At 55.4% G+C, this 19,701-nt stretch carries 20 protein-coding genes and 1 riboswitch; of the genes, 10 read left to right on the top strand and 10 right to left on the bottom strand.

All coding sequences use genetic code 11. The features are described from left to right. Positions 1 to 39: 39 nt before the first annotated feature. From ABLV07_RS05265 to rlmA, 5 genes are all read left to right on the top strand, one after another. The gene (locus ABLV07_RS05265; protein ID WP_015366033.1) at positions 40 to 330 is read left to right on the top strand and encodes a YebO family protein; all 291 of its coding nucleotides are present in this window, start codon (positions 40 to 42) and stop codon (positions 328 to 330) included. Between the two features lie 641 nt (positions 331 to 971). Next, positions 972 to 1,088, top strand: coding sequence for a DUF2627 domain-containing protein (locus tag ABLV07_RS05270; RefSeq protein WP_071530300.1), 117 nt, complete (start codon positions 972 to 974; stop codon positions 1,086 to 1,088). Positions 1,089 to 1,128: 40 nt separating this feature from the next. Beyond that, positions 1,129 to 1,338: a transcription antiterminator/RNA stability regulator CspE gene (cspE, locus tag ABLV07_RS05275; RefSeq protein ID WP_001062678.1), complete on the top strand. Its 210-nt coding sequence runs from the start codon at positions 1,129 to 1,131 to the stop codon at positions 1,336 to 1,338. Between the two features lie 190 nt (positions 1,339 to 1,528). Beyond that, positions 1,529 to 3,274, top strand: a complete 1,746-nt coding sequence (gene ftsI / locus ABLV07_RS05280; RefSeq protein ID WP_020078474.1) for a peptidoglycan glycosyltransferase FtsI — start codon at positions 1,529 to 1,531, stop codon at positions 3,272 to 3,274. Positions 3,275 to 3,335: 61 nt separating this feature from the next. After that, entirely contained in the window at positions 3,336 to 4,130 is a 795-nt protein-coding gene (gene rlmA / locus ABLV07_RS05285) for a 23S rRNA (guanine(745)-N(1))-methyltransferase (protein WP_015705931.1), read from the top strand. Between the two features lie 3 nt (positions 4,131 to 4,133). Here rlmA and mntP read toward each other — a convergent pair whose 3' ends face one another. The 5 genes from mntP to manX all read right to left on the bottom strand — a co-directional run bounded on the left by mntP (position 4,134) and on the right by manX (position 8,350). Beyond that, positions 4,134 to 4,700, bottom strand: a complete 567-nt coding sequence (gene mntP, locus ABLV07_RS05290) for a manganese efflux pump MntP (protein WP_015366036.1) — start codon at positions 4,698 to 4,700, stop codon at positions 4,134 to 4,136. A gap of 62 nt (positions 4,701 to 4,762) precedes the next feature. Further along, a riboswitch (yybP-ykoY riboswitch) is annotated at positions 4,763 to 4,911 on the bottom strand. Positions 4,912 to 5,110: 199 nt separating this feature from the next. After that, positions 5,111 to 5,569 (bottom strand): DUF986 family protein, encoded by a 459-nt coding sequence (locus ABLV07_RS05295; RefSeq protein ID WP_047040812.1) that lies wholly within the window; start codon positions 5,567 to 5,569, stop codon positions 5,111 to 5,113. A gap of 95 nt (positions 5,570 to 5,664) precedes the next feature. Beyond that, positions 5,665 to 6,516, bottom strand: a complete 852-nt coding sequence (locus tag ABLV07_RS05300) for a PTS mannose transporter subunit IID (RefSeq protein ID WP_015366038.1) — start codon at positions 6,514 to 6,516, stop codon at positions 5,665 to 5,667. Positions 6,517 to 6,528: 12 nt separating this feature from the next. Further along, positions 6,529 to 7,329, bottom strand: coding sequence for a PTS mannose/fructose/sorbose transporter subunit IIC (locus ABLV07_RS05305; protein ID WP_015366039.1), 801 nt, complete (start codon positions 7,327 to 7,329; stop codon positions 6,529 to 6,531). Positions 7,330 to 7,384: 55 nt separating this feature from the next. Further along, on the bottom strand, positions 7,385 to 8,350 hold the full coding sequence (gene manX / locus ABLV07_RS05310) for a PTS mannose transporter subunit IIAB (protein WP_348853571.1): 966 nt from the start codon (positions 8,348 to 8,350) through the stop codon (positions 7,385 to 7,387). Between the two features lie 445 nt (positions 8,351 to 8,795). Between manX and yoaE the strand changes: the two genes are divergently transcribed. After that, positions 8,796 to 10,355, top strand: a complete 1,560-nt coding sequence (gene yoaE, locus ABLV07_RS05315; protein WP_015366041.1) for a CNNM family cation transport protein YoaE — start codon at positions 8,796 to 8,798, stop codon at positions 10,353 to 10,355. Positions 10,356 to 10,371: 16 nt separating this feature from the next. Here the strand turns inward: yoaE and ABLV07_RS05320 are convergent, their stop codons facing one another. The 4 genes from ABLV07_RS05320 to pabB form a co-directional block, all read right to left on the bottom strand. Next, positions 10,372 to 11,967, bottom strand: a complete 1,596-nt coding sequence (locus ABLV07_RS05320; RefSeq protein ID WP_015366042.1) for an EAL domain-containing protein — start codon at positions 11,965 to 11,967, stop codon at positions 10,372 to 10,374. Positions 11,968 to 12,097: 130 nt separating this feature from the next. Beyond that, entirely contained in the window at positions 12,098 to 13,462 is a 1,365-nt protein-coding gene (gene sdaA, locus ABLV07_RS05325; RefSeq protein ID WP_020078477.1) for an L-serine ammonia-lyase, read from the bottom strand. 163 nt (positions 13,463 to 13,625) lie between these two features. Then, a complete protein-coding gene (locus ABLV07_RS05330; RefSeq protein ID WP_348853572.1) occupies positions 13,626 to 14,204 on the bottom strand; it encodes a CoA pyrophosphatase in 579 nt (192 codons plus the stop codon). Positions 14,205 to 14,207: 3 nt separating this feature from the next. Beyond that, positions 14,208 to 15,563 carry an aminodeoxychorismate synthase component 1 gene (gene pabB, locus ABLV07_RS05335; RefSeq protein ID WP_348853573.1) on the bottom strand — a complete coding sequence of 452 codons (1,356 nt, stop codon included), beginning with the start codon at positions 15,561 to 15,563 and terminating at the stop codon, positions 14,208 to 14,210. 85 nt (positions 15,564 to 15,648) lie between these two features. On the opposite strand from pabB, the gene ABLV07_RS05340 reads away from it, so the two are divergent. Next, positions 15,649 to 15,834, top strand: coding sequence for a YoaH family protein (locus ABLV07_RS05340; RefSeq protein ID WP_015366046.1), 186 nt, complete (start codon positions 15,649 to 15,651; stop codon positions 15,832 to 15,834). On the opposite strand, the gene ABLV07_RS05345 is transcribed toward ABLV07_RS05340, so the two are convergent. Continuing rightward, positions 15,835 to 16,179, bottom strand: coding sequence for a RidA family protein (locus ABLV07_RS05345; protein WP_015366047.1), 345 nt, complete (start codon positions 16,177 to 16,179; stop codon positions 15,835 to 15,837). Between the two features lie 131 nt (positions 16,180 to 16,310). Here ABLV07_RS05345 and ABLV07_RS05350 point away from each other — a divergent pair, with 131 nt between their 5' ends. The 3 genes from ABLV07_RS05350 to ABLV07_RS05360 all read left to right on the top strand — a co-directional run bounded on the left by ABLV07_RS05350 (position 16,311) and on the right by ABLV07_RS05360 (position 19,682). After that, positions 16,311 to 18,221: an ATP-dependent DNA helicase gene (locus ABLV07_RS05350; RefSeq protein WP_045360610.1), complete on the top strand. Its 1,911-nt coding sequence runs from the start codon at positions 16,311 to 16,313 to the stop codon at positions 18,219 to 18,221. Between the two features lie 145 nt (positions 18,222 to 18,366). Further along, the gene (gene tsaB, locus ABLV07_RS05355) at positions 18,367 to 19,062 is read left to right on the top strand and encodes a tRNA (adenosine(37)-N6)-threonylcarbamoyltransferase complex dimerization subunit type 1 TsaB (protein WP_348853575.1); all 696 of its coding nucleotides are present in this window, start codon (positions 18,367 to 18,369) and stop codon (positions 19,060 to 19,062) included. A 38-nt stretch (positions 19,063 to 19,100) separates the two neighbouring features. Continuing rightward, on the top strand, positions 19,101 to 19,682 hold the full coding sequence (locus tag ABLV07_RS05360) for a Slp family lipoprotein (RefSeq protein ID WP_015366050.1): 582 nt from the start codon (positions 19,101 to 19,103) through the stop codon (positions 19,680 to 19,682). Positions 19,683 to 19,701: the final 19 nt, after the last annotated feature.

Below are 19,701 nucleotides of genomic sequence, written 5' to 3' on the forward strand. Positions count from 1 at the left end.
CGGGTGGTAGAATGAACGCCTTCTCTTTGAGGTGGTGAAATGAGTGAGTTACTGAATCCTGGGATTGTAAGTCTGGCGTCTCTGGCGCTTTCCGTTGTACTGCTGTTGGTGGGGCTGCTGTTATGGTTCTTTGTGAATCGCGCCAGTTCACGTAGCAATGAGCAAATCGAACTGCTGCAGTCGCTGCTGGATCAACAAAAGCGGCAAAATGCGCTGCTGCGCCGTCTCTGTGAAGCCAATGCGCCGCACAAAGAAGAGGTTGCTGAACCTTCAGCGGATGAGAAGGAGAAAAACGACGACGATTTCATTCGTCTCGTTGCCGAACGTTAAGTTTGAAGAACAGGTGTGCACATCGCGTGCGCGCCTGTGAGTGCTACAAAATTTTGCTATAACTTATTCTTATGTAATTCCCCATTTCGCGGCCGGTCGTTACCGTTTAATGAATTAAACATCCACGCTCTGTTTCACATATTGAATAATCTTTTGAGCTAATCAAAAAAAGTAATAACGAAACGTTTCTATTGCTTGACGGCAATACTTTGTCATTAATATTTCATTATTAAGGGCTATTTTAGCGGATATTTGGGCTGTAACGAGTTAGGGGTTTAATTAACACTACTACGCGGCGAGTTAAGGCGATTTCCTCTTGTTCTTTAAAGTTATTTGCGCATCATTATGCAGATGATGCCGCAACACCCCCTCAAATATGGCAGTTCGTATACGTACGTACCTGGACGAACAGAAGTTGTTGAGCTATGGTAAAAAAGTTGCATTTATCAGGCATACGTTATTGTGTGTTTGGTAACGATGCAAAGATAAGCCAGGCGCGGCAAAGACGCATAAATGTGCAGGCGATCAAATGATTTCCTGATAATTTGTGCGAACGATCGTGACACGTTTAAAAATGGCTTGCCATTATTTACGTTGTGTGTGATAACACGTTTCGGGTTAAACGAGGTACAGTTCTGTTTATGTGTGGCATTTTCAGTAAAGAAGTCCTGAGTAAACACGTTGTCGTTGAATACCGCTTCTCTGCCGAACCTTATATTAGTGCCTCATGCAGTTATGTGTCAGTTTTATCTATGTAAGCACCTGCGGGTGAAGAAAACAGTTTAAGGAATTTTGCAAATGGCAAAGATTAAAGGTCAAGTTAAGTGGTTCAACGAGTCTAAAGGTTTTGGCTTCATTACTCCGGCTGATGGCAGCAAAGACGTGTTCGTACACTTCTCTGCAATCCAGGGTAACGGCTTCAAAACTCTGGCTGAAGGCCAGAACGTTGAGTTCGAAATTCAGGACGGCCAGAAAGGTCCGGCTGCAGTTAACGTAACTGCTATCTGATTCAAGACCACTCATCTTGTAAGAAAGCCTCGCTATAGCGGGGCTTTTTAGCATCTGTTGCAAAGTATTTCCAATATTTCCCCTCCGACGCGCTTTGTTGCAAAACATCACCCTTATTAGCACTGTTTAGCAGTCTGTTTTGCCAATTTTCTGTTAAATCAGGTGGTTGCAAAATAATGCTGGAGCTACGGTGCAAAAGAATAAAAGTAAGTCCGCCACAAATTTTCTCCCTATCCGTTTTGGGTTGCTGTGTGTGGCGATTTTGGGATGTCTTGGATTTCTGCTGGCGAGGGTAGGTTGGCTGCAAATCGTCTCTCCGGATAATCTGGTTAAACAAGAGGATATGCGTTCGCTGCGCGAAGAACCCATTGCCGTAATGCGCGGAACTATCAGCGATCGTGAAGGACGCCCGCTGGCGGTGAGCGTGCCGGTAAGCGCAATCTGGATAGATCCACAGACCATGCTGGAGAAGGGCGGCGTCGGCTATGGCCCGCGCTGGCAGGCAATGGCGGAAGCGTTGCATATTGATCTTATTGACCTCTCTCATCGGGTGCAGTCACATCCGCATGCCCGATTCCTCTATCTCGCGCGTCAGGTTAATCCGGAACAGGCGGAGTGGATCGATAAATTACACCTGCCGGGCGTTTATCTGCGCGATGAATCACGCCGCTTCTATCCCGCCGGGCACGTCGCGGCGAACCTGCTGGGTTTTACCAACGTGGATAATCAGGGGATCGAGGGGGTTGAAAAAAGCTTTAACAAACAGCTCATGGGAACGCCGGGGCGTCGGCTGGTGCGTAAGGACCGCCATGGCCACGTGATTGAGAATATTACCGAGCAGGCCGCTGTGCCGGCGCATAACCTGCAGCTCAGTATTGACGAGCGCCTGCAGACGGTGACGGAAGATGCGTTGGATAATGCCGTACGGTGGAATAAGGCGGAATCCGGCGCGGCGGTATTAATCAAGATTGATACCGGCGAAATCCTGTCGATGGCCAGTTACCCGGACTTCAACCCTAATAACCGCGACAGCGCCCAGCTCGATGATTTTCGAAATCGCGCTATCAGCGATACCTTTGAGCCGGGTTCAACGGTCAAACCGCTGGTGATTATGACCGCGCTGCAGCAGGGGATTGTGCAGCCGGATAGCGTGGTTGATACCCATCCCTTTACCCTTGATGGTCATCGCATTCGCGATGTGGGTTATTATCCTGAGTTGACGCTCACCGGTATTTTGCAAAAATCGAGCGATACCGGGGTTTCGCACCTCTCACTGGCAATGCCGGTGCAACACTTGATCGACACTTATAAGGCCTTTGGCTTTGGCGACCCGACCGGGCTTGGCTTGACCGGCGAAAGCTCCGGGTTAATGCCGCATCGCCGTTATTGGGGTGAGCTGGATCGCGCCACCTTCGCCTTTGGCTATGGACTGATGGTAACCCCGCTGCAGCTGGCGCATGTCTATGCGACGATCGGCGGCTACGGCATTGAACGCCCACTGTCGATAACCCGTATCGATCCGCCGGTTATCGGTACGCGAGTTATGCCGCAGGAGATCGTGCATGAAGTGGAACATATGATGGAGAGCGTGGCGCTGCCGGGTGGGGGCGGGACGAAAGCGGCGGTACGCGATTATCGTATCGCGGTGAAAACCGGCACGGCGAAGAAAATTGGCCCCGACGGGAAATACATCGATAAATACGTCGCCTACACCGCCGGCGTGGCGCCGGCCAGTCAGCCGAAGTTTGCGCTGGTGGTGGTGATAAACGACCCCAGCAACGGTAAATACTATGGCGGGGCGGTATCCGCGCCGGTGTTCAGCCAGATCATGGGCGATGTGTTGCGTCTGGAAAACGTAATGCCCGACGGTATGCCGCAGGGCTCTGAGAATCTTATCGTCATGCATAACCGCGAGGATTCGGTTCCCGCGCTGTAACAGTGGTCTGCGAGGGCGAATAGCGCTACACTTTCGCCCTTTCAGCGCCACCGGAGTTATCATGTCTTATACCTGTCCACTATGCCACGCGCCGCTTAGCCGCAGCGAAAATAGCTATATTTGCCCGCAGCGGCACCAGTTCGATCTGGCAAAGGAAGGGTATGTCAATTTACTGCCGGTGCAGTTCAAACGTTCGCGCGACCCGGGCGATAGCGCTGAGATGATGCAGGCGCGCCGCGCCTTCCTCGATGGCGGATATTATCAGCCGTTGCGTGAGGCGATTTGCAGCTATCTGCGGGCTTTCGCGCCGGGCGAGTTGCTGGATATTGGCTGCGGAGAGGGATACTACACGCATGCTTTCGCCGCCATTGCCGCACGCAGTTTCGGCCTCGATGTCTCAAAATCGGCGATCCGCGCCGCCGCTAAACGTTACCCGCAGGTCGAATTCTGCGTTGCTTCCAGCCAACGGTTGCCTTTTGCCGATCGGTCTCTGGATGCGGTGGTGCGTATTTATGCGCCCTGTAACGCGGACGAATTAGCGCGTGTAGTGAAAGGCGGCGGTTGGGTGATTACCGCTACGCCGGGACCGCGCCATCTGATGGAGCTGAAAGGGCTGATCTACGATGAAGTTCGTTTGCATGAACTGAACCGGGAAGCGATGCCGGGCTTTACGCTGCGTCATGAGCAGCAGTTAGCCTATCCGATGCAGTTGAGCGGCACGCAGGCGGAAGCGTTACTGCAGATGACGCCGTTTGCCTGGCGAGCGAAACCGGAGGTACGAGAATTACTGCGCCAGCAGGAGACCTTTGGCTGCCAGACCGATTTCATGATTCACTGCTGGCAGCGCGAGGCGTAAGGGCTACGGCGCGAAATGGCCCCACAGAATCTGCGCGCCGATACCGATTAGCACGATACCGCCGAGAATTTCGGCCCGTTTGCCGAGCAGCGGGCCGATAAAGCGGCCAACCATAATTCCTAGCGTTGACATGGTAAAGGTGGCGCAGCCGATAGCCAGCGCGGTGGCGATAATATTGACCTGCAGGAAAGCAAGCCCCACGCCAACGGCCATCGCGTCAAGACTGGTAGCGAATGCGGTAGTCACCAGCAACCAGAAGCCGTGGCGACGCGGCGCTTCACATTCATCGTCATCGCCGCCGCGAAAACCTTCAATCACCATACGCCCGCCGAGAAACACCAGCAGCACGAACGCGATCCAGTGGTTCCATTCCAGTACAAACTGGCTGGCCAACATGCCCAGCCCCCAGCCGACCAGCGGCGTCAGGGTTTCGATCGCGCCGAATATAAGACCGGTGCGCAGCGCTTCAGAAAATTTAGGTTTATGCAGGGTGGCGCCTTTACCGATAGAAGCGGCAAACGCGTCCATCGACATACCAAAGGCAAGAAGGATAGTGGCAGAAATATTCATGAGCGTGTCCTGACCGGGGAATATCCATATGACACATCGCTGCCCCCAGTAAATATACGCGGAGCCTGAGCATAACGTACAGCAGTGATGTATCTATGGTCTCGCCTGACTGAACGACCGCTCAACCCGTACGTGCCACGTTTTGCAACGAGTATGTTGACACGTACATTTTCCACCTGCGGAAAATCGGCTACTCCCCAACGACGGGCGCAACCTTAACATATTTTGAGAAGGTAAAACAATCACAGAAAAATAATATTAGCTACAATAAATGATAACGATTTTCATTTAAAATATTAAGTGAAGGATTGGTTAAATAATATAACGAGGTAAGGCGGGTAAATATAGCCATGGCTATATATTCCCACAGTAATGACTGGCGGAAATATAGCTCAGGCTATATCCGTAACTTATTGAATGGTAACGAGTAGTTTGTATATTTTTTCCAGATCGTCGATATTTCGTACGCGAATAAGCAGGCGCCGCTGCTCTAATTGCATCACCAGTACGCCATCTTCCGACAAATTCATCGCTTTAATCCGCGGATATTCAATCCACACGTTGGCAAAGAAAAAACCGCTCTTTTTAAACAGAATTCGCGGCGTACGGATCCAGAACAGATATAACCCCATTAATGCCAGCGCAGATAATAACCAGGTGGTGATTATTTCGCCATGGCTGGCAATATTGTTGTAAATGAGAATCGCCGTCAGGCCGACGAAAATCATCCCGTCGACGCGTCCACGACGCAGCAGGGGGATTGACAGCAGGGTGGGGCCATTGCGGCGCGGCATGATGAATTGGTCGTAGATAGCGAAAGCCACCAGGGCGACGATAAACAGAATGAGCACCAGCTCCGTGATTGCCATTGATCCTCCAGCCAGCGTGGACCTGCATACAGGTACACGTTTTAACGCTAAAAAAAAGCCGGGGACAAAGCTGCCCCCGGCCTACTACGTGACGATTATTGACCCAGCAGGCCGACCGCGTAGCCGGCAATACCGATGACGAAGAAGCCAACGATGATCCACAGCGGGTTGACTTTCTTACGCAGCAGCCACATACAAGCGAAGGTCAGCAGCAGCGGCACCAGTCCCGGCATCAGCTGGTCAAGGATGGTCTGCACGGTGGTCACGCGAGTCTGACCATCCTGACCGGTGATCGTGGAAACCACCAGCGGGATATTAACGTGCGTCCATTTGTTAACCAGGGCCCCCATGACAAACAGGCCGAGGATTGACGCCCCCTCGGTCAGTTTCTGCAGGAAGCCGCCGCCCATATCCTTAACGATGTCCACGCCTTTACGATAGCCGTATGCTACGCCGTAGTAGCGGGTCAGCAGACGCACGGCATTGAACAGGATGAAGAACAGTAGCGGACCAAGCAGGCTACCGCTCATCGCGATACCGGCGCCGAGCGCGGCGAATACCGGACGCACGGTACCCCAGAAGATCGGGTCGCCGACGCCTGCCAGCGGCCCCATCAAACCGACTTTGATACCGTTGATTGCGCCATCGTCGATTTCCGCGCCGTTAGCACGCTGCTCTTCCATCGCCAGCGTTACGCCGAGTACCGGCGCCGCGACGTACGGATGGGTGTTGAAGAACTCAAGGTGACGCTTAATAGCCTGCTTACGCGCATCGTTGTTCTCCGGGTACAGGCGACGGATTGCCGGAACCATAGAGAAGCAGAAGCCCAGCGCCTGCATACGTTCGAAGTTCCATGAACCCTGGAACAGGTTAGAACGAATGAACACGCCACGAATATCACTCTGAGTGAGTTTTTTCTCGGTGGTATTTTTAGTCATATCAACCATTTCGCTCACCTGTTAGTCCAGTTCGTTATCGAGATCGTTGTTACCAGCCGCCTGAGCCGGGGCACCCGCTACGCGGTTATATTTCGGGCTCAGCTGAATGTAGAGAATGGCCATAACGGCACCAATCACACCCAGCGCAACCAGGTTGAAATTGGTGAAGGCCGCGGTGACGAAACCGAGATAGAAGAACGGCATCAGATAGCCCGCGCGCATCATGTTGATGACCATCGCGTAACCGACGACGACGATCATGCCGCCCGCGATATTCAGACCGCCAGTCACGACTTCCGGAATGGCATTCAGCAGACCCTGAACTTCGCTGGTACCGACAGAGATGGCTACGATAACCGCCGGGATGGCGATACGCATTGCCTGCAGGAACAGCGAGGAAACGTGCAGCCAGGAGATGGCCGTCAGGTTACCGTTTTCAGCGGCTTTATCCGCCGCGTGCTGGAAGGCAACGGTGATGGTACGAACGATAATGGTCAGAACCTGGCCTGCCGCCGCCAGCGGGATAGCCAGAGCGATACCGGCGCCAATGCTTTGGTGACCGGCGATAACCAGTACGGTAGAAATAATGGATGCCAGCGCGGCATCAGGCGCAACTGCCGCACCGATGTTCATCCAGCCCAGAGCGATCATTTCCAGCGTACCGCCGATGATGATACCGGTTTTCATGTCACCGAGAACGGCGCCAATTAACGTACAGGCGACCAGAGGACGGTGGAACTGAAATTCATCAAGTACCGACTCCATACCCGCAATACACGCGACGATGAACACCAGCACAATCTGAAGAAGGGTAATCTCCATTGTACTTCTCCTGTTGATTAAGTCTTAAAGTGAAGGTTGGCTCGCGAGCGCCGGGTTAGTTACCCACCTTGGCGATCAAATCCATCATTTTCAGTTTCTGGTCGGTGGAAACTTTACGCGCTTCCAGTTCAATACCGCGGGCATTCAACTTCTTGAATGCTTCGATATCTGTCGCATCGACCGAAATCGCGTTATTGACCTGCGTTTTACCCTGGCGGAAAGCCATACCGCCGATGTTGACGCTGGTAATTTTCACGCCGCCTTCAACAATACGTTCAACGTCCGTTGGGTTAGTGAACAGCAGCATGACGCGCTCGCCGGCGTACTTCGGGTTGTTATAGACGCGAATCATCTTCGCGACATCAACAACGTGAGCGGTCACGCCCGGAGGAGCCACCTGGGTCAGCAGCGTCTTGCGCACCGTGTCGGCGGCAACTTCATCACTGACCACGATAATGCGGGTGACGTTGGTCTCTTTGGTCCAGCGGGTCGCAACCTGGCCGTGGATAAGACGGTCATCGATACGCGCCAGGCCAATCACCATGTAATCATTTGGCCCCATCGGTTTAGCGGGCGTTGCCGCTTTCGGCACGGCAGCCTGAACCGGCGCCGCTTTTTCAACCGGTTTGGCTTTCAGCGCTTTCACGCCTTCGCTACCGGTTTCCACCGCCAGCGCCACCAGCTCATCAAACGACGGATCGTCATCGCGGGCCATGAAGGTTTCAACTAGCATCGGGACGTTGACGCCAGCGATCACTTCATAGTTTTCTTTATCAACAACAATGCGGCTTGCCGCGTTAAATGGACTACCGCCCCACGTATCAACGAGGAACAGCACGCCTTTTGTGGTATCCAGTTTTGCCAGCTGTGCATTGTACTTTTCGATCAGCGTTTCGGCATTTTCGCCAGGAACGAAATCGATCCAGCCAACGTTTTCCTGCTCGCCCAACAGCATTTCTGCGGTTTTCAGCAGTTGTTCTGCAGCCCAACCATGTGTGCCTATTACAATAGCAATCGTCACTTGCTACCTCCGTTATTATGGTGAATGCATCATCTGGTCTGATACATCCTGAATCACTCTTGTGGAAAAATCGATTCAGTAAGGGTGTAAGATCTAAATTAATTACTACCGGGAATTATTTTAGATAGTGAAAAAATAATTAATGTGATGGAGCTCCGTAAATTACGCTTCAATAATCAATAATTTCGCAGCGCAAAAAATAGCCTTAGCTATTGCAAAGACAGGTAAATTTTTGCCAATTCTGCGCTATATTTTGCTATGTTTAGCTTCCGTTTAATTACTCAGGAGTATAGGGCATAGCCCGCCGTATGGACCGTCATCGACGTCTTTTCACCCTCAGGCACTCGTCTGCCGCCTCAACCACACACGCTTTTTTACCAGCAACCATTGTTTCGCCGGTGCATGACATCGCGATGACTACCGCTGTCGTTAACAGGAGCCGCTCATGGAATTCTTAATGGATCCCACCATCTGGGCTGGCCTGCTGACGCTGGTAGTCCTCGAAATTGTTCTGGGTATCGATAACCTGGTCTTTATCGCCATCCTTGCCGATAAACTGCCGCCAAAACAGCGTGATAAAGCACGTATCATCGGCCTGTCGCTGGCGCTGATTATGCGCCTGGGGCTGCTCTCGGTTATCTCGTGGATGGTCACGTTGACCAAGCCTTTGATAAGCATAGGCGATTTTTCGTTCTCCGGGCGCGATCTGATCATGCTGGTCGGCGGTATCTTCCTGCTATTCAAGGCGACGACAGAGCTTCATGAACGACTGGAAAACCGCCAGCATGATGCCGGTCACGGCAAAGGCTATGCCAGCTTCTGGGTCGTCGTGCTACAAATTGTGGTGCTGGATGCCGTCTTCTCGCTTGATGCGGTGATTACCGCCGTCGGCATGGTAAACCATTTACCGGTGATGATGGCTGCGGTCGTTATTGCGATGATCCTGATGCTGCTGGCCTCGAAGCCGTTAACCCGCTTCGTGAACCAACATCCGACGGTTGTCGTGCTGTGTCTGAGCTTCCTGCTGATGATTGGTCTGAGTCTGGTGGCAGAAGGCTTTGGCTTCCATATTCCGAAGGGTTACCTGTACGCGGCGATTGGCTTCTCGATTACCATTGAATTCTTTAACCAGGTGGCGCGGCGTAACTTTATCCGCCACCAGTCGACGTTGCCGCTGCGCGCGCGTACCGCTGATGCGATTCTGCGCTTGATGGGCGGTCGCAAACAGGCGACCGTGGCGCACGATAGCGATAGCCCGGCGGCAGTGCCGGTGCCGGAAGGGGCGTTTGCTGAAGAAGAACGCTATATGATTAACGGCGTGCTGACCCTGGCGCAGCGCTCATTGCGCAGTATCATGACTCCGCGAGGCGAAATTAGCTGGGTGGATGCTGAGCAGAGCGAAGACGAAATTCGTCGCCAGCTGCTTTCTTCCCCGCACAGCATGTTCCCGGTTTGCCGCGGCGAACTTGATGAAATCATTGGTATTGTACGCGCCAAAGAGATGCTGGTGGCGCTGGAAGCGGGCGAGAACGTTGCCGCGATGGCATCCGCTTCCCCGGCGATTGTGGTGCCGGAAACGCTGGATCCGATCAATCTGCTGGGCGTGCTGCGCCGGGCGCGCGGCAGTTTTGTCATCGTCACCAACGAATTTGGCGTGGTGCAGGGTCTGGTGACGCCGCTGGACGTCCTGGAAGCCATCGCTGGTGAGTTCCCGGACGCCGACGAAACGCCGGAAATTGTGCTGGATGGCGAAGGTTGGCTAATCAAAGGTTCAACCGACCTTCATGCGCTGCAGCAGGCGCTGGGGCTGGACGACCTGGTCAACGAAGACGATGATATCGCGACCGTTGCCGGGCTGGTTATCTCCGCGAACGGTCATATCCCGCGGATAGGCGATGTTGTCGAACTGCCGCCGCTGCAGTTCACCATCGTTGAAGCCAATGATTATCGCGTCGATCTGGTACGGGTCATTAAAACCGTCCACGATAACGACGAAGAAGAGTAATGCCGAACCCGCCGGGCTAAACTTGCCCGGCGGGTTGTTTTTTACCCCCAGTCGCCGCCAGACGGTGCTTCTCTTCCGCCAGCCAGCGCGGAAAATCCTCCACCGGCAACGGGCGGGCATAATAATATCCCTGTAGTAAATCCACGCCGTGGCTACGCATGTAAATCTTCTGTTCCTGAGTTTCGACGCCTTCGGCAATGGTGACGATTTTGAGTCGGTGCGCCAGGGCGATAATCATATCGGTTACCGTCGCGTTGACCCCATCAATGCCAATGGCGCCGGTATAAGATTTATCAATTTTCAGTACATCCGGGCGAAGTTTTTCCAGCCAGGATAGCGAACTGTTACCGGTGCCAAAGTCATCAATGGCCAGCTGGACGCCTTTAAAATGCAGGTGCTCCGCCATGTGATGATCGCCTTCACGCAGGACATCGCGTTCGGTCAGCTCGACCACCAGCTGCTGTACCGGATTAGCGCTGAACCAATAGGTGTGCAGATCGCGCAGCAGCTCGCCGTTGCTGAAATGACGCGCCGCCACGTTAATACCAATATGAAAATTGGCATCCTGCGGGAAATAATGCAGCCGGCGGGCGGTTTCAGCGATGACGTAGCGGGTCAGGGGGACTATCAGGTTGTAGCCTTCAGCAATCGGGATAAAAACATCCGGCGAGATATTTCCGCGGCGCGGATTGTTCCAGCGCAGCAAAATTTCCACGCCACAACACTCCTGAGTACGTAAATCCTGCAGCGGCTGGCACCATACCTCGAACTCGTGGGCGGCGATACCCAGGGTTATTTCGCGCGAGAAAGTCATTCGTCCTGCGGTCGTCAACCAGGCGATACCGGTCATCAACAGGCTGAACATCAGCGCCAGCGGTAATTCGGCGGGCAGCTCTTCTAAGGCTACCGCGGAGGCTCCCGGTCCGCTGATGTTGATGGTAAAGGGAAACTGGCTGGAACTTTGCCGGTAAATTATCGGCAGACCCGGCAACCGATCGCTTGCAACAACGCCAACATCGCTGAGAAAACTCTTGTTGCCTACCGTGAGGCTGATGTCGCTTATCAACGATGATTTTTCTTTGAGAATCAATTCGCCAAGCAGCTCAATATTGATAATTAACAACGCGCCGTCGGCACCGCTTACGGAGGAGGGATACCACTGAATCAGTACCGGTGTGCCTTTGAGCAGCGAGTTATCGGTTGAAAAGGCCAACAGCGGGTTGACTGCCGGCAACGTTGGCTGCAGCTGATGAATGGCCACATGGCGCGGGCCAAAAATGCTGGAGCAGTAGGCCATCCCGGATTGAACAAGGATGATTGAGCGTACGGTCTGCAGTGTGGCCGCGGTTTTACGCAGCTCAAGATGCACATCCTGACAGGGTTTGCCCACCATACTCAGCAGGGTAGCGTGTTTTGCCGCCAGCGGCTGCAGGATATTGTCCATCGCGATCACCATATTGCGGGTCACCGTCTGGATGCGCTGTTGATTTTGGCTACGCTGTGAAATAAATCGGATTGTCAGGGTGACGGCAAGCGTCAGAAATGCAACGGCCAGGCACACCAGAATGCGCTTGCGGCGGTATGTCGAAATGACCTTCTGTGCATTTTGCATGCGAGGCGCCCTGTCGGCTAAATAGAGGAATAAGAGTAACAGCCGGCTTAAAGCAAGTGTAGTGGGTAAGATAAGTTGGCGGGAGAAAAAGAAAAATGCGCCCGGAAAGGGCGCATTTCACAGACGTGTTTTAGTCACACTGGACTTTGATCGCCAGGCCGCCGCGAGAGGTTTCGCGATATTTGGCGTTCATGTCTTTACCCGTTTCGTACATGGTCTCGATAACTTTATCGAGAGAGACGCGCGGTTCGCTGGTGCGGCGCATCGCCATACGCGCGGCGTTAATCGCCTTCACGGAGGCGATAGCGTTTCGCTCGATGCACGGCACCTGAACCTGGCCGGCGACCGGGTCGCAGGTCAGGCCGAGGTTATGTTCCATGCCGATTTCCGCCGCCACGCAAACCTGCTCCGGGCTGGCGCCAAGCAGTTCAGCCAGGCCCGCCGCTGCCATTGAACAGGCGACGCCGACTTCGCCCTGACAGCCGACTTCCGCGCCGGAAATGGACGCGTTCATCTTGTACAGCGCGCCAATCGCGCCGGACGCCATAAAGTAGCGAATATAGATATCCGGGCTGACGGACTCGATAAAGTGATCGTAGTAGGCGAGCACTGCCGGAACGATACCACAGGCGCCGTTGGTCGGCGCGGTAACAACGCGGCCGCCGGCGGCGTTCTCTTCGTTGACCGCCAGCGCGAACATGTTCACCCAGTCGACAACATTCATCGGGTCGTTAGACAGCTTATCGCTGGCGACCAGCAGACGACGCAGCGCCGAAGCGCGACGCGGCACGCGCAGCGGCCCCGGCAGCACACCTTCGGTGTTCATGCCGCGATCGATACAGGCGCGCATGGTTTGCCAGACGTTTTCAAAATAGGCCTCGATCTCTTGCTTGCTGTGCAGCGCCAGTTCGTTTTGCATCACCATGCCGGAGAGCGACAGACCGGTTTCTTTGCAGTAGCCCAGCATTTCCTGTGCCGATTTAAACGGATACGGAACCTGCAGTTCGCTCGCGTCTTCTTTGCCGAAATGCTCTTCGTCGACGATAAAACCGCCGCCGATTGAATAGTAAGTCTTGCTGAAGATTTCTTTCTCGCCGGCCCACGCATGGATAGTCATGCCGTTTTCGTGCAGCGGCAGGTTGTCGCTACGAAAACGCATGCCGTCATCCGCCGGGAAGTCGACTTCGTGTTGCCCGTTTGCCAGCAGCAGACGGCCGCGGGTTTCTACGTCGCGGATAAATGCCGGGATCGCGTCAATATCGACCGTCGCAGGCAGATTGCCCGCCAGTCCCATGATAATGGCGATGTCCGTGTGGTGGCCTTTGCCGGTTAATGAAAGCGACCCATAGACGTCAACGGCGACGCGCGTCACTTCATTAAGCAATCCCTTTTCGACCAGGTCATCGACGAACTGTTTACCGGCCTTCATCGGCCCTACAGTATGGGAAGATGAGGGACCAATCCCCACCTTGAACATGTCGAATATACTAATCACGATAACACTCCTGACAGGGTTACCGCGGTTGCGGTAACGATGTAATAACTGCGCATAGTGTAAGAGGGAACCGGGTTGTCAGCTTAACTATTCACATGAATTAAACTAATGGATAACCTTGGTTTTACTAATAGTGAGAGCGGCTTCTCATTACTTATTATAGCTAAGGGCGAGTGCCGATTTGCAGCGCCAGCTCGCGAATAATGCCGGCGGTCATTCCCCAGACAAAATAATGTTGGTACCACGATAGCCAGACGCGATGTGAATTACCGCGCCGATGGATGTCCAGCGGGTGGTAACGACCCAGGTGCAACGCCTCTTCCAGCGGCATTTCAAACACCGCAGACACCTCGTCCTGACTGGCATGATAGTGCAGGTCCGGGGGGATTATGCCAACAACCGGCGTCACCTGAAAGCCGGTGACGCTGTCGACAGGCGGCAGCACGCCGATCACTTCAACGGCTTCCGGCGGGATCGCCACTTCTTCCTGCGCCTCGCGCAGCGCGGCGGCAATCAATGTAGCGTCGGTGTTATCTACTGCGCCGCCGGGGAAGGCGACCTGGCCCGCGTGCTTGCGCAGCAGCGGCGAACGCTGGGTCAGCAACAGTCCCGGCTGCGGCCGACGGACAATCGGCACCAGTACCGCCGCCTGGCGCTGGTTCAGCGACTGCGGCGAGGGCTGCGGGCGCAGCAGTTGAAAACGGGATAGAAAGTCGTCCAGATCGAGGGCGTTAGCCGCCATGTTCTAGCTCTCCAGTTGATGCAGGATACGGTTAACTTTATCAAAAGTTTCCTGATATTCCGCGGCTTCTTCGCTGTCCGCCACGATACCGCCGCCCGCGGAGCAGTACAGTTGGCCCTGCCAGGCGGTGATCGTACGAATAGTAATGCTGGTATCCATATTGCCGCACAGGCTGAGATAACCAATGCTGCCGCACCATGCGTTGCGTCGCTGCGGTTCCAGTTCATCGATAATCTCCATGGCGCGAACTTTCGGCGCTCCGGTAATGGAGCCGCCAGGGAAGGCCACGCGCAGCAGATCGCTGGCATCAAGCGTAGCAGGCAATCGTGCGGTGATGGTGCTCACCAGGTGATGCACCGCCGGGAACGGTTCGACCACAAACAGTTCCGGTACGCGAACGCTGCCCGGCACGGCGACGCGGCCGATATCATTGCGCATCAGATCGACAATCATTAAATTTTCGGCGCGGTCTTTCGACGAGTGGGCAAGCGTTGCCGCCTGGCGTGCGTCTTCCTGCGGGGAATCGAGTCGCGGCAGCGTGCCTTTAATGGGGCGCGTCTGGATGTCACCCTGATGCAGTTGAATAAAACGCTCCGGAGACAGGCTTAAAATCGCCCCTTCCGGCAGGCGAATAAAGGCGCTGAACGGCGCGCGGTTGGCGGCATTAAGCTTACGAAATGCCTGCCATTCATCGCCGCGGTAGCGGGCCTGAAAACGCTGCGCCAGGTTGACCTGATAACAGTCGCCGCTGCGCAGGTACGCCTGTACCTGGCGGAATTTTTCGCCGTACTGCTGGCGGCTCATATTCGACTGCCAGCAGGAGGTCAGGGAGAAAGGTTCAGCCGGCTGGCATGTTTGCGATTCCAGCCACTGCAGGCGCCGTTGCGGATCGTCATAGCTCAGCAGCGACACCTGCTGGCGTTGATGATCGACGATCAGCGCCCAGTCATAAATGCCTACCGCCATCTCCGGCAGGGCAATATCAGCCTGCGCTTGCGTCGGAAGACGTTCAAAGCGGCGGCCAAGATCGTAGCCGAATAGCCCCAGCGCGCCGCCGAGAAACGGCAGGTTATCATCGGCCTGCGGCGTTAACTGACAGCGATCCAACTGCTGTTGCAGCAGCTGCAGCGGATCGTCCTGCGAGACAAATTCGCCTTCACCGTCGTTGACCCAGGTTTGCTCGCCGCGGGTAACCAGCGTCGCGCGCGGTTCGGCAACGATAATATCGAAACGGCTATACGGATGGTCGGCGAAGCCGGAATGCAGCAGCATCGCCCACGGCGTGGCGCTTAACGGCGCGAAATAGCATTCGGCGGCATCCGGGCGCCAGGGCAGGGTGATAATAGCGGGGGACAACATTAACCTCGATCCTAATGTGCCGCCCACTGGCGAAATGGCGGACGGCGTGAAATAATTACGCCCCACAATGTAGCAGGAGTGAGTGATGTTTGCAGGTTTACCTTCGCTGAGCCATGAGCAACAGCAAAAAGCGGTCGAACGTATTCAGGAATTGATGGCGCAGGGAATGAGCAGCGGCCAGGCAATCGCCCTGGTGGCCGATGAACTGCGCGCCACGCACACCGGCGACCGGATCGTAGCGCGCTTCGAAGATGACGACGAAGACGAGTAATTACGCCGCGGCGATGATTTTAATCTCAACTTTATACTGCGGCTTCATCAGGGTCGCCTGTACGGTGCAGCGCACCGGCGCGTGACCGGCGACTACCCAGGCGTCCCAGGCTTTATTCATCGCCGCAAAATCATCTTTATTGGCGAGGAAAATGGTGGCATCAAGAATACGTGACTTATTGCTGCCCTGTTTTTCCAGCACCGCGTCAATTTGCGCCAGGGTGTTGGCAGTCTGCTCAAACGCGTCGGCGTCGAGATTTTCCGGCACCCCGGTGTAGTAGATGGTCTGGTTGTGAATCACCACATCAGACCAGCGGGCTTCGGCATCAATACGCGTAATTGTCATTTATCTTTCCTCTTTGTTCTATCCATTTGGCTGCGGCAAGACTGCCACAATGTTCCGCCCGCGTCACTACCCGGGCTGGCGAAACGCCGTCCTCCCTGACATAATCACTGTCCAAATAACCAGGGGGCAACGTGATCGACGATTTTGCAGCAGACGGCCAGCTGGCCATGGCGATACCGGGATTTAAGCCGCGCGAACCGCAGCGCCAGATGGCGATAGCGGTGAGTGAAGCCATTGACGCCTCCCGGCCGCTGGTGGTGGAAGCAGGGACCGGCACCGGTAAAACCTACGCCTATCTGGCGCCCGCGCTGCGCGCGAAGAAAAAGGTGATCATCTCCACGGGTTCGAAAGCGCTGCAGGATCAGCTCTACAGCCGCGACCTGCCGACCGTCGCTAAAGCACTTAAATTCACCGGCAAACTGGCGCTGTTAAAGGGGCGCTCAAACTACCTGTGCCTTGAACGCCTTGAACAGCAGGCGCTGGCGGGCGGCGATCTGCCGGTACAAACGTTAAGTGACGTAATTCTTCTGCGCTCCTGGTCTAATCAGACGGAGGATGGCGATATCAGCACCTGCGCCAGCGTCGCCGAAGATTCTCAGGCCTGGCCGCTGGTGACCAGCACTAACGATAACTGTCTCGGCAGCGACTGCCCGTTATATAAAGATTGCTTTGTGGTGAAAGCGCGTAAGAAGGCGATGGATGCTGATGTGGTGGTGGTCAACCATCACCTGTTCCTTGCCGATATGGTGGTGAAAGAGAGCGGCTTTGCCGAACTGATCCCCGAAGCGGAAGTGATGATCTTCGATGAAGCCCATCAGCTGCCGGATATCGCCAGCCAGTATTTTGGCCAGTCGCTCTCCAGCCGCCAGCTACTGGATTTGGCCAAAGACATCACCATTGCCTACCGTACTGAACTGAAAGATACCCAACAGTTGCAAAAATGCGCCGATCGTCTGGCGCAAAGCGCGCAGGATTTCCGTCTGCAGTTGGGCGATCCGGGCTATCGCGGCAATCTGCGCGAACTGCTGGCGGATAGCCACATTCAGCGCGCGCTGCTGCTGCTCGATGACGCGCTTGAACTGTGTTATGACGTCGCCAAACTCTCCCTTGGCCGCTCGGCGCTGCTCGACGCCGCCTTTGAGCGCGCGACGCTCTACCGTGGCCGCCTGAAGCGGCTTAAAGAGATTAATCAGCCGGGCTATAGCTACTGGTATGAATGCACGTCACGGCATTTTACCCTCGCCCTGACGCCGTTGACCGTCGCGGAGAAGTTTAAAGAGGTGATGGCGCAAAAGTCAGGAAGCTGGATCTTTACCTCGGCGACGCTGTCGGTGAATGACGATCTCCACCACTTTACCGCCCGCCTCGGCATCGATGACGCGCAGACGCTGTTGCTGCCAAGCCCGTTTGATTATCAACATCAGGCGCTGCTCTGCGTACCGCGCAATTTACCGCTGCCGAACCAGCCCGGCGCGGCGCGCCATCTGGCGGCAATGCTGAAACCGCTGATCGAAGCTAACGACGGCCGCTGCTTTATGCTATGTACCTCGCACGCCATGATGCGCGACCTGGCGGAGCAGTTCCGCGCTACCATGACGCTGCCGGTACTGCTGCAAGGGGAGACCAGTAAAGGTCAACTGCTGCAGCAGTTTGTTAGTGCCGGCAATGCGCTATTAGTGGCGACCAGTAGCTTCTGGGAAGGGGTCGACGTGCGCGGCGACGCGCTGTCGCTGGTGATTATCGATAAGCTGCCCTTTACCTCACCGGACGATCCGCTGCTCAAAGCGCGAATGGAAGACTGTCGACTGCGCGGTGGCGACCCGTTCGATGAAGTTCAGTTGCCGGATGCTGTCATCACCCTCAAACAGGGCGTCGGGCGCCTGATCCGCGATATTGACGATCGCGGCGTTCTGGTTATCTGTGACAACCGGCTGGTGATGCGTCCCTACGGCGCCGTGTTCCTGGCCAGCCTGCCACCCGCGCCGCGTACCCGCGATATCCGCCGGGCAGTGCGCTTTCTCGCTGTACCGCCGGCAAGGTAATCCGTCGCAAAATGTGGTAAGCTGCGCGCCATTTTGTAAATCAGCTATCCCCAATGGATTTCGGGCGGTGCGGCGGCGGTGAGTCCGTCAGTCGATGAATTTACCGCCCTAAAGCCTGGAATATGTAACGAGAGCGTGACCACCCATGCGAATTTTGGCTATCGATACCGCCACGGAGGCGTGCTCCGCGGCGCTGTGGAATGATGGCGCCCAGAGCGCCCATTTTGAAATTTGTCCTCGCGAACACACCCAACGTATCCTGCCGCTGGTGCAGGAGGTCCTCATTGAAAGCGGCACTACGCTGAATGAACTTGACGCGCTGGCCTTTGGCCGCGGTCCGGGCAGCTTTACCGGCGTACGTATTGGTATCGGTATTGCGCAAGGACTGGCGCTGGGCGCTGAGTTGCCAATGATCGGCGTCTCTACGCTGGCGACGATGGCCCAGGGCGCGTGGCGCAAAACCGGCGCTACTCGTGTGCTGGCGGCCATTGACGCGCGTATGGGCGAGGTCTACTGGGCCGAGTATCAGCGCGACGAAGATGGCGTCTGGCACGGTGAAGAAACAGAAGCGGTCCTCAAACCGGCTGCGGTTGCCGACCGCCTGGCGCGGCTTTCCGGCGAATGGGCTACCGTCGGCACCGGCTGGCAGGCGTGGCCGGATCTGGCGAAAGAGAGCGGGCTGACCTTGAGCAGCGGCGAGGTCGAACTGCCGGCGGCAGAAGATATGCTGCCGCTGGCCATTCAGCTGCTGGCGGCGGGAAAAACCGTGGCCGTTGAGCATGCGGAACCCGTTTATTTGCGAAACGAAGTGGCGTGGAAGAAACTTCCTGGCCGCGAGTGAATCTCAGTAGAGAGAAGACTGAGAGAAGGAGTCGCATTATGGCGGGTCAAAAACAGGGCGTTCGTTGGCTGTTAGCCGCGGCGGTTGCCGTTGCGCTAAGCGGCTGCGTATCGGTGCCGGATGCTATTAAAGGCACCAGCCCTACGCCGCAGCAGGATTTAGTGCGGGTGATGAACGCGCCGCAGCTGTATATCGGCCAGGAAGCACGTTTTGGCGGTAAGGTTGTCAACGTGCAGAACCAGCAGGGGAAAACCCGCTTAGAGATTGCCACCGTACCGCTGGATAGCGGCGCACGACCGGAACTGGGCGAACCTTCGCGCGGCCGTATCCTCGCCGACGTGAGCGGTTTCCTCGACCCGGTCGATTTCCGTGGCCAGTTGGTCACCGTGGTTGGGCCGATTAGCGGCGTTGTCGACGGTAAAGTTGGCGCAACGCCGTATAAATTCATGTTGATGAACGCCACCGGCTATAAGCGCTGGAACGTAGTGCAGCAGGTGGTGATGCCGCCGCAGCCCATCGATCCGTGGATGCTCGGCCCTCGCCCCTGGGGCTACGGATACGGCGGTTGGGGTTGGTATAACCCGGGCCCTGCCGAGGTCAGAAATGTCGTAACGGAATGATTTTGTTGTTTTTATAATG

Source organism: Klebsiella sp. CN_Kp097, assembly GCF_040064495.1.
Lineage (GTDB): Bacteria > Pseudomonadota > Gammaproteobacteria > Enterobacterales > Enterobacteriaceae > Klebsiella > Klebsiella aerogenes.